Source organism: Paraburkholderia sp. (assembly GCF_049581445.1).
Taxonomy (GTDB): domain Bacteria; phylum Pseudomonadota; class Gammaproteobacteria; order Burkholderiales; family Burkholderiaceae; genus Paraburkholderia.
The window spans coordinates 1-10083 of record NZ_JBAURZ010000029.1 but is presented as its reverse complement, the minus strand read 5'-3'; the positions used below and the strand labels follow the sequence as shown (position 1 = coordinate 10083).

Annotated in this window: 12 protein-coding genes and 1 pseudogene; 9 read left to right on the top strand and 4 right to left on the bottom strand. The window is 60.5% G+C overall.

Annotated elements, in window-relative coordinates; all coding sequences use genetic code 11:
* The 5 genes from WCA85_RS01745 to WCA85_RS01725 form a co-directional block, all read left to right on the top strand.
* A partial coding sequence (locus WCA85_RS01745) for a ClcB-like voltage-gated chloride channel protein (RefSeq protein ID WP_424061352.1) occupies positions 1 to 1264 on the top strand: 1264 nt, incomplete at its 5' end.
* Between the two features lie 139 nt (positions 1265 to 1403).
* Positions 1404 to 2741, top strand: a complete 1338-nt coding sequence (locus WCA85_RS01740) for a C45 family autoproteolytic acyltransferase/hydolase (RefSeq protein WP_424061350.1) — start codon at positions 1404 to 1406, stop codon at positions 2739 to 2741.
* Positions 2742 to 2986: 245 nt separating this feature from the next.
* A complete protein-coding gene (locus WCA85_RS01735; RefSeq protein WP_424061348.1) occupies positions 2987 to 3238 on the top strand; it encodes a hypothetical protein in 252 nt (83 codons plus the stop codon).
* A 73-nt stretch (positions 3239 to 3311) separates the two neighbouring features.
* Positions 3312 to 3542: a DUF2795 domain-containing protein gene (locus tag WCA85_RS01730; protein ID WP_424061346.1), complete on the top strand. Its 231-nt coding sequence runs from the start codon at positions 3312 to 3314 to the stop codon at positions 3540 to 3542.
* A 26-nt stretch (positions 3543 to 3568) separates the two neighbouring features.
* Positions 3569 to 4459 (top strand): AraC family transcriptional regulator, encoded by an 891-nt coding sequence (locus WCA85_RS01725; protein ID WP_424061344.1) that lies wholly within the window; start codon positions 3569 to 3571, stop codon positions 4457 to 4459.
* Between the two features lie 763 nt (positions 4460 to 5222).
* Here WCA85_RS01725 and WCA85_RS01720 read toward each other — a convergent pair.
* Positions 5223 to 5990: pseudogene (locus WCA85_RS01720) on the bottom strand (IS110 family transposase); the annotation flags it as partial.
* Between the two features lie 291 nt (positions 5991 to 6281).
* Here WCA85_RS01720 and WCA85_RS01715 point away from each other — a divergent pair.
* Positions 6282 to 6428, top strand: coding sequence for an HHHH-motif protein (locus WCA85_RS01715; RefSeq protein WP_424061342.1), 147 nt, complete (start codon positions 6282 to 6284; stop codon positions 6426 to 6428).
* A gap of 202 nt (positions 6429 to 6630) precedes the next feature.
* Positions 6631 to 6780 carry a hypothetical protein gene (locus WCA85_RS01710; RefSeq protein WP_424061340.1) on the top strand — a complete coding sequence of 50 codons (150 nt, stop codon included), beginning with the start codon at positions 6631 to 6633 and terminating at the stop codon, positions 6778 to 6780.
* A 485-nt stretch (positions 6781 to 7265) separates the two neighbouring features.
* On the opposite strand, the gene WCA85_RS01705 is transcribed toward WCA85_RS01710, so the two are convergent.
* A complete protein-coding gene (locus WCA85_RS01705) occupies positions 7266 to 8129 on the bottom strand; it encodes an NmrA family NAD(P)-binding protein (RefSeq protein WP_424061339.1) in 864 nt (287 codons plus the stop codon).
* Between the two features lie 210 nt (positions 8130 to 8339).
* On the opposite strand from WCA85_RS01705, the gene WCA85_RS01700 reads away from it, so the two are divergent.
* Positions 8340 to 8894, top strand: a complete 555-nt coding sequence (locus tag WCA85_RS01700) for a TetR/AcrR family transcriptional regulator (RefSeq protein ID WP_424061337.1) — start codon at positions 8340 to 8342, stop codon at positions 8892 to 8894.
* Positions 8895 to 9023: 129 nt separating this feature from the next.
* Here the strand turns inward: WCA85_RS01700 and WCA85_RS01695 are convergent, their stop codons facing one another.
* Positions 9024 to 9452, bottom strand: coding sequence for a transposase (locus tag WCA85_RS01695; RefSeq protein WP_424061336.1), 429 nt, complete (start codon positions 9450 to 9452; stop codon positions 9024 to 9026).
* A 118-nt stretch (positions 9453 to 9570) separates the two neighbouring features.
* Between WCA85_RS01695 and WCA85_RS01690 the strand changes: the two genes are divergently transcribed.
* Positions 9571 to 9729 carry a hypothetical protein gene (locus tag WCA85_RS01690; protein WP_424061334.1) on the top strand — a complete coding sequence of 53 codons (159 nt, stop codon included), beginning with the start codon at positions 9571 to 9573 and terminating at the stop codon, positions 9727 to 9729.
* Positions 9730 to 9764: 35 nt separating this feature from the next.
* On the opposite strand, the gene WCA85_RS01685 is transcribed toward WCA85_RS01690, so the two are convergent.
* Positions 9765 to 10083 (bottom strand): fumarylacetoacetate hydrolase family protein (locus WCA85_RS01685; RefSeq protein ID WP_424061333.1); only part of this gene is annotated, 319 nt, incomplete at its 5' end.

Here is a 10083-nt window from a genome sequence, read left to right as displayed (position 1 = left end):
CCTGGACCCGGCGCGTCTGCGGCTGCTCGTCGCCTGCGGCGCAGCGGCCGGCATCACCTCGGCGTATAGCGCGCCGATCGCCGGCGCCTTCTTCGTCACCGAGATCGTGCTCGGTTCGATGGCCATGGAAAGCTTTGGACCCGTCGTGGTATCCGCCGTGGTCGCCAACATTACGATGCGCGAGTTCACGCGCTATCAACCTCCGTACGAGATGCCCCCGTTTCCGCCAGTGGCCGGGCTCGAAGTGTTGCTGTTCGTCGCGCTCGGCATTCTGTGCGGCGCGGCGGCACCGCAGTTTCTGCGCATGCTCGATGTCTCGAAGGCGGCCTTTCGCAAGCTGCCCTTGCCACTGCCCCTGCGCCTCGCGCTGGGTGGCTTTGTCGTGGGCATTCTGTCGATCTGGTCGCCCGAGGTGTGGGGCAACGGCTATAGCGTCGTCAATTCAATCCTGCATTCGCCCTGGACATGGACCGCGCTAGTGTTCGTGCTCGTGTTCAAGCTGATCGCGACTGCGGCCACCGCGGGCTCGGGCGCGGTGGGCGGGGTATTCACGCCGACTCTGTTTGTCGGCGCGGTGGTCGGCTCGCTGTTCGGTATCGGCATGCATGCGGTGTGGCCGCATGCCACGTCGGCACCGTACGCCTATGCGATGGTCGGCATGGGCGCGTTCCTCGCCGGCGCCACCCAGGCGCCGCTAATGGCGATCCTGATGATCTTCGAAATGACGCTCAGCTACCAGGTCGTGCTGCCGCTGATGCTGTCATGCGTGGTGGCGTATTTCGTGGCGCGCGCCATCGGCAAGACCTCGATGTACGAGATCACGCTGCACCGCAACCGCGAGGAGCAGGAGCGCTCGCGCCTGCGGGCCACGCAGATGCGCGAACTGATCCGGCCCGCCGAAACGGTGGTTCATCTGGGCGCGACCGTCCCGGAGATGACACGAGTGTTCCTCGAATATCCGGTGAAGTATCTGTACGTCGCCGACAAGGACGACGCCTTTCTCGGCGTGGTCGCGCTCAAGGACATCACCTCCGATCTGATCGAAAAGCGCGATACGTCGACGAAAACCGCCGCCGACTATCTGCAGCCACACTTCGACGTGCTAACGCCGGACATGTCGCTCGGCGTCGCGCTGCAGCACTTCCTCGCGTTTCAGGGCGAACGCCTGCCGGTGGTCGAAAGCGCGGCTCATCCGAAGCTTGCGGGGGTGGTTTACAAGACTTCTCTGCTCGACGCCTATTTCCGGATGAACCCGACGCGTTGATGGAAGGGATCGGGGCGCCCAACATGGCAAAGCCCTGCACAGTCACTACAATGGAGTGAGCCGTCCGGCGCCTCTGCCGCGCGGTCGATATGCCGCGACAGGCGCCTCGAGACGCCTGCGCCTTCGATCCGGAGCGAAGATGAGCGATCCATCCAGTGGCGCCGTACGCCGCGATCAGGCGGGGTGGATCTTCGTACACACCGAAGGCGAACCCTACGACCGCGGCGAACAGCATGGGCAGTTGCTCGCCGCTGAAATCCACCGGGCCATCCGCACCGCGCGCTACCTCGCGAAGTGGGACACTGGCGAGGATTTCGACACCTTCGTCAACGCCGCCGTCTCGCAGTTCGCGCCCAAACTCGATAACGAATTCGCCGACGAAATCCAGGGCATTGCCGACGGCGCAAAACTGCCGTTCGCGGAAGTGCTGGCCTGGAATGGCTACATGGATCTGCTGCAAAGCTGGTGGCCCAATCATGTGGCGAGCCAGAAGCCGCAACTGGGCGTCAAGCCGTGGCGGGGTCGACGCGGCCATCACTGCAGCGCATTCATCGCTACCGGCAGTGCGACCCGCGACGGCCGCATCGTCATGGCCCACAACTCCTGGGACCGCTACGCGGCAGGCGATGCGTTTAACGTCGTATTCGACATCGTCCCCGAATCCGGCCATCGCATCCTGATGCAAGGACTGCCAGGCTGTATCTCAAGCCTCACCGATTTCTGGGTGACCGCTGCCGGCCTGATGGTGACCGAAACCACCATCTCCAGCTTCGTCGGCTATAACCCGGCAGGCGCACCGGAGTTTTACCGTTCGCGGCGCGCCACGCAATATGCGAACAGCATCGGCGAGTGGTGCGAGATGTTCGCTATCGCCAACAACGGCGGCTATGCGAACAGCTGGCTGCTTGGCGACGTCAAGACGGGCGAGATCGCGCGTTACGAACTCGGACTGCATTATTCGGGCTTCGAGAGCACGAAGGACGGGTTTTATAGCGGCTACAACACGGCGACCGATCTGAAAATCCGCAACCAGGAATGCATCGGCGAGGGCGAGGACTATACGGATGTGCGCAAGAACGGCGCACGGCGGCTGCGCTTCATGCAACTCGCGGACGTGCATCACGGCAAGATCGATGTGGATCTTGCCCGGGAGATGATTGCCGATCATCACGACGTCTACCTGGATCGCAACGACAATCCGTGCTCGCGGACTATCTGCGGCCACCTTGAACTGGACGATGCGCGTTTCGGCGGCTCGGATCAGGGTCCGTTCAATCCCTGGGGCGCCAACGACGGCAAGGTGGTGGACAGCGAAATGGCCCGTGAGATGGCGTTCAGTGCCCGCTGGGGCCATCCGTGCGGCCGGGCGTTCGACGCTCAGGCGTTTATGAAACGCCATCCGCAATGGAACTGGCTGAACGGGTATATGCAGGACCGCCCATCCTGGCCGTGGACGCGGTTTGAGGCGCTCGGCTAAGAGCCCACCTCTTCCCTCACGCCCGAGCGTTCCCAGCGCGAAACTCCAATTTCTGCCATGATTTCAAAACGATGGCTGCGGTTTGTCGCGTTTATGCGGCGCTTGCAAGATTTGCCGTCTAAGATGGAAGAAGTGCGGCGCGCACGTGAGCGTGGCTGCACGAGGCGCGCGCCTCCCCTGCGGCCGCAGGAATGGCACAGCGCTTGCTGCAGTCTCTGCGCTGCATGAGCAAAGGAGGTCGGGCGATGAAAACCTCGACACTGTTGGCGATGATTACGCTGTCGGCTTCGTGCTTTGCAGCGCCGGTTCACACTGCGCTGGACAGCACTGCCAATCTGGCTCTAGAGCGCGCCAATGCGGCCCCCGTGGCCCCCGCCGCCCCCAATGTAGCTGCACCGGACAACTCGCGGCCGCAACAATGGGAGCATATTGCGCTGCCCAAATCGCGGCATCTGGAACGCGGCTTCATGGGTCAGGACGAACATCTGCAAACCTGAGCCGGGTCACTGCAGTTGGGCGGGCGAAGCATTGTCCCGCCTGACACCCCTCACCCCATCAAGGAGCGCGAGCATGCCCAGCTCGGCTATACCAGGCGAATCGATCGATTTGCAGATCTCGGACGTGTTGCGCGAAGTGACCTACCCGATCAACAAGGACGGCCTCGTCGATGCCGCCCGCGAAGCAGGCGCGAGCAACGAGGTGGTGGCCATGCTCGACGGCCTGCCCGAGCAGGACTATGCGGATATCGACTCGGTGACGGGGCTGATTGGCGGCAGCTTCAGCCCCGGCGTGGGCATCTGAATCCCCTTGCATCTCCCTTGCAGACCATGAATGAGCCTACCAGGCAGCTGGGCGCCGCCGCGTCGGCGCGCGGCACGCACGAGGCTGGCGCAGACTGGATCGACCGTGCGCCGCAGGCGGGTGGCATTGAGCGCATCGAAGCCTTCTTTCACGACACGGCCTATAACCTGCACCGGCACGATACCTACGCGATCGGCCGCACGCTTTCGGGGGTCCAGCGTTTTCATTACCGCCGCAGCGTCCGCGACAGTTTGCCTGGCGGCACGATGGTGCTGCACCCGGACGAAGCGCACGATGGCCAGGCCGGCACCGACGAGGGGTTTCGCTACCGCATGATCTATGTCGAGCCAGCCCTCTTCCAGCAGGCGCTGGGCGGCAAGCCACTGCCGTTCATCGAGGGCGGCCTCTCGCGCGACCCGCGTCTCTTCGCGGCGACCGAGACGTTGCTGCAGGCCGTCGATTGCCCGCTCGATCCGCTTGAACAGGACGACGCGATCTTCGATCTGGCGATTGCGCTCGATGCAGTGAGCGGTGCACGGACCACGCAGCGCATCGCGGACTATCAGGCGGCCGAGTGCGCCCGCCAGTATCTGCACGATTTTCTCGACGAGGCGGTCACGCTGGACGAACTTGCCGCGGCGAGCGGCCGGGACAAATGGAGTCTGTCACGCGATTTCCGGGCGCTGTTCGGCACCAGTCCACATCGCTACCTGACCATGCGGCGGCTCGACCGGGTGCGCGAACTGGCTGCGCAGGGCGCGCGGCTCGTGGACGCCTCCGCCGCTGCGGGTTTCACCGATCAAAGTCACATGACCCGGCATTTCACGAGAGCCTGGGGCGTGTCGCCGTCGCGCTGGCTGAAGATGCTCAACCCGGACGGGGCCCCGCACATTCGTACAAGACCAACGCTTGCGTGACGCCCTATCCTCATCCGTACCCCTCTGAAACTCGCGATTATCACGGGAAACCAACCATTACCACGCGGCGTCTTTCCCTGTGCGCAGGACCCTGATACGGGAGTGGTCTACATTCGTCTGTCGATCGCGGTGTTCCTGGACGCTACAGACTGGTTATTCGCTAACAGCAACGGTTTCTCGCCTGCGCCCCGACGCTACCTGCATGCACCAAGATGAGTACAAAACACGGCTCGGCCATAGTTGACCACGGTCCACGCTGACATACCGCGCATCTCACCTGCGCGAAGTTCGAGGGCATGCGTCGAACTTGCAAAATCATGCTTTTGCGAGTCTACTTTTCCTAGTAAGAGACGTGAAACGCAGCGCAAGCTAGCTGACCAACCTTGTTGCATCCTCAAAATACAAAGTCAGATGATAAGGAATGCATATAATGTCGAGGCTTTGTTGAGATGTCCGGGTTGGAACTTTTTAGAAATGTCCGGTTTTGAGGTTCAGAAATCTCTATCTGGCAGGGCTTTTTAGCACCGAGCCTACCCATGTTCCGGCAGTTGCCAGCACCGCCGCATTCAGGTCTTCCAGCGTCAGTTCGCGCTGCTTTCTGGTACCCACCTTGCGCTCCTTCGGCCGCGCGCTTCGCCCTGATTGGTCCGCGACGGCGAGCCTGGCGCCCGCCGGTTATCACGCTGCGCCTGGATCACCTGGGCCATCTGCAACGTGTGTCCCAGCCGCTTGTGTTCGACCACCGCCGCCTGACCGATCTCCGAGAGCCGGTCTGTCCGGGCACGAGATCAAGCCATGCAGCAAACTCGCGGCCGGATTTGAAAGCTTCGGCGTGTCCCATCGTTGCCACTGCAGCCGTCGAGGTGAGCAGCCCCACACCTGGAATTGCTGCAATTGCCATTGCAGCGCTATCGGCTCTCATCCATTCCCGCAACCGGCGCTCGATCTGGCCGATCTGCCTGTCGATCGTGTCAAGGCCTCTCCATTGCTCCCGCAGCGTATCGATCAGTATCGCGGGGAGACGTCCTGACAATCTTTCCAGAATCCCGGTTATCCCCTTGTCGAGCGCGGCCCTGCCTGCTCCCATCACCTCACCGTACTCACTCAACAGTCCGCGCAGACTGTTCACCTGCATCGTGCGGAATTTCACGAGTTGCTGACGCATACGACGCAGAGCAAGCACGGCCTGCTGGGCTTCGGTTTTCACGGCGACTTCCTTGCACTCTACCTGCGTGGCCATCCCGATCGCACGCGCGTCGGCAGCATCGTTCTTATTACGGATGTTGAAGGCTTTCACTAACTTCGCCGGCATCAGCTTCACCTGGTGCCCCATTTCAATCAACCGCCGGGCCCAATGCTGCGATCCGCTACATGATTCCATCCCAACAAGGCACGGCTCCCGATTCACGAAATACTCAAGAAATGCCGCCCTCTTGATCGACCGGTTCACAATCTCGCCGGAATCCGGGTTCACCCAGTGGACCTGCATCACGTTTTTTGCAATGTCCACGCCCATAATCGTATGCGCCATGACAGATCCCCTTCGGTTCGCTGAGCGACCAGTATGATCGGCCGGAATCTCAGATCGATGGTTCTTGCTCGCAACCTCGGGCCGCTCGCGCGAACCCTGCGATTAGGTGGGGGCGTTCATGTCATTCAAATTGACGGGCGGAGTTTCAGGTCAGGGTTTGAGCGGTCGTCCAATTGGGCGGGTGCCGCGATATTAAGGTGTGCCGTAACGAAAATAAAGCGAAATGCCGGTTACGTCGCATCTGGAAAGCAGCAGAACAAACGGCCTGTCCGACCGATTTAGGAAAAGCAGATGCACAAGATGAAAACTGTACTGTTCGCCGGACTGATGCCGGCGGCTTCGCTCGCCGCGTTGACACGAGGAATGGCGCAGGCCCATTCCCACAGGGAGTGTCATTGGGACAATCACCACCATCGCGTCTGTCATTGGGTCCACTGAAAACCGCATCCGCCAACCCGCGCTGCTGCCCGAATTACCGGATCTGCTCGGATTCGGGGCCGCAACGTTTCACCCTTGGCGTGCGCCAACGGGAGATGCCAATTTTGCAACCGTTCGTTTTTAGCCGGGATCGAAAATTGCGGATCTAAAAAGGCACTCCTGTGCGACGGAGCGGCCCGGATGCCGAGAAAAGGATGCAATCATGGCCACCTTCCCAAACAAGGACAACGCCATTCGTCCCGACCAGTCGGACGTGGTACCCACTGACCTGCCCGACATCGGCCCCGAACAGAATCCGGACGCTACGCCGGCCGCCCCTGCTGAGGATACCGACGCGGATGAGCGCAAATGAGTAGCACGCCGACGTCGCTGTCACTGAGCGGCGCGCTCCATGTTCGACATCAAACGCGCGGCCGTGGAAATCGACCGTCTCCAAGCGGTCCGTGCTCACTGCAAGCGCACGCTGTCGCGCGTTCTCCGCTTCTGTTCCGTCGATCCTTCATATCGGACGGAAGACGTCGGCAGGCGCCTCCTGATGCGATGGGGGTGCGCCGCATGGCCACAGTGAGACGTCGATAGGCAGCACCCGGACCCGTTGCCGTCATTCAGGTCACCGCGCTCATTACGGCCGCTTTGTAGTTCCAAACGGGCATCCGTCCGCACCACGTTTCGACACCTGCAGGCCAAATGTTGTGGGCGGAACATATTCACCGCACGCCATAGTACCGTTCGATCAGGGAAGACTCCGTCCCACAGATGCCAAGTCCTCCCTGACAGGCGCTCGCTCAACTCACTACGGCGCGGCATCCACTGATTCGTCTAACGGCGTAGTGAAAGCTACGCAAGGAGATGGCGATGCTCATCGATGAACTGCGCAGGCGTCATCAACGGCTGACCGACGATTTCTGATGCGCTTTCGTCAACGCCGACCAGCAATCCTTCCTGTTGATCGACCTTGATCGCCTTGAAATGGGCGGCGAATGTCGGATCGCCGTCTACGCCCAGGATCTTGACGAATTCGTCCGTCGTGACCTGCTCGAAGCGCACTTCCTTTCCAAGCGTAGTCGCAAGGAGGCCGGCCAGTTCGATATGGCTCACCTCACGCGAGCCGGTTACCGGGATGATCTTGCTTCCGAAAGCGCTGGGATTCTCGAGAATCTTTACGATGACACGTGCAATATCGACAGCGGCGATGGGCACGAAGCGGCTTTCCGGGTCGAAAGGAGTCAGATATCGGCCTGCACGGATGAAAGGAGCTCCGTACAGCAGCCATTCTAAAAAGAAGTTGACTCGAAGATGCGCGGTCGGAACGCCCGAGCGGCTGAGAATCTGCTCGGAAAGCCAGTGATTCAACGTTGCCGGGCTACGCGCGTGCGAACGCGATTGTCGGTGCGACATGTAGACGATCTGCTTCACGTTGTGCTCGCCTGCAGCCTGAGCAAATATCGCGGCTGCCTCTACAGCGCCCTGCGTCAACGGATAGCAGAAGTAGGCACCGTCGACGTCCCTAATCGCGCCACGAACATCTTCGATGTTCAGCATGTCACCGACCACGATTTCCGCGCCCAACTCCTTCAACGCCCGGGAACGGTCGTCCTCACGTCGAACGAAAGCTATGACTGCGTGGCCATTTGCCAGCAGCAGGCGAACCGTAGGAGCGCCCGTGGCGCCAGTGGAACCTGTAACGAGAAATTTCTTCATATTGACCTCCGGTGGCTGGGGTAACTCGGCCAAGGTTTGTACGCCGTGACCGTAAATGAAGCAGTATGATCATCATGTTATGGGGCGCGTATGAACCGGGGGCATGTACCGCATCCAGTCAAACATGACGACCATCATGCTTTCACCTTCCAAGCATGATGGCTATAATGCTTGGCGTCAACCCCTTTTTTGGAACCTCCCGGAGGATGTATGCGTTACCCGCCACAAGAAACGGCAGACAAGCACGCTCGCATTCTCGAGCAAGCCTCCATTCTTTTTCGCGAACGCGGATTTTCCGGGGTCAGCGTAAGCGAGATCATGAAGGCGACAGGTCTTACACACGGAGCGTTCTACAATCACTTCAAATCTAAAGAAGATCTGATCTCCAAGAGCATCGAAGACGCATCGACGAAAGCTCTGCACTCCATGAGAGAAGATGCAAGTTCTGGTCAGTCAATGGCTCAATTCGTTGACGAATATCTCAGCGAGCAACATCGCGACGAGAGGGGAAACGGATGCATCATGGCAGCATTAGCAAGTGAGATTGCGCGCGAACCTGCGGCTCAACGCGCATTCACGGGACATGTGGAGGCTATGGTCGAAGGCTTCGCCGAACCACTCGCGAAGGCAAAAACGAAAAATGCTCGTCGCCATGCGATTCATGCGCTTTCGAGCATCGTTGGAGCTATCGTTTTGGCTCGTGCAGTTGACGACCCCGAACTGTCAGAGGAGATTCTTCGCGAAGCGCGAGCGTCCCTGGATTGATGGGGCGATGTCTGCCATCTCGTGAGTAGCCGACGTTAGAATGCCGGTAACCATGCAAGGACCAGCGACCTCAATTGGGCCGCTCACCGCCTCATGCAAGCGGCATAGGCACCCGATCCTCGCAAGGCATCAATCCGGCGGCACGCGACCCAGAGGAGCCATTGCATCGGCAAAACAGGAGCGTCCCCTCACGTTAAGGGTTATTGGACGTCTGCCCTCATTCACATGGCCGTGAGTCTGCCGCGGCGCGTGTGGGCAGGCGTCGCTAGAACATACCAGCTCGGCTTCGACTTCCACGCGATGTGATTCGCACCGAGTACCGGACTGTACGTCTACAACGACAGGCAACATGGTCTCGGTTTGCTCATCCTCGACCAGCAGACCCTGGGCGTACAGTTTGCGCCAGGCCCTCATTTGATTAGCGTTGATGTTGTTGTCGCGGGCGACCCGGGAAACCGAGGCGCCGGGTTCAGACGTCTGGTCGACGACCGATCGTTTCCATTCCAATGGATGCCGTCGGTTCTGACGCCTTGCGGGTAACTCGACTGTCTGAGTCACAGTGCAGTTCAGCTGTTACGGACAGAGTCGGTCACTCGTGTCCGTCGCAGCCGATGATTGCATCTTCTACGCAAGGCGGGGAACGGTACAAATCAGATGCCTACTGCGTTAGGAGCCATTGAATTCGATCAACGCGGTGATGAGCCAGACACCTTTCCGGCACGCCGGTCATCAGGCGCAGTTCGGGCGCGTGGAGGGGCGCTACCATGGACTGGCGAAGAACAGCGCGCAGTTTTACATACTGTTCATGCAGAGCAATCTGTGGTTGCTATGTTGAGCGTCGTTGTTGCGGCAGGTTCACGCTTGACCGTCTCAAACCGCCAGTGTCGGCAACACTGTCCCCCTGCATTCGCCGAAGCCGATGCGCGCGGCGCCAGGCTTTTCGCACCACCCGTTCATCAGCACCGTGTCGCCGTCCTGCAGGAAACCGCGCTCATCGCCATCGCCCAGAGGCACCGGCTTCTGCCCGCCGTGGGCCAACTCGATCATGGCGCCCGCCTCGCCCGGCCCCGGGCCGGAGATGGTGCCGCTACCGATCAGGTCGCCCGGATTGAGGTTGCAGCCCCCAGCGGTGTGGTGCGCCACCATCTGACCGATGCTCCAGTACTGGTGCCGGAAGCTGGTGCCCGAC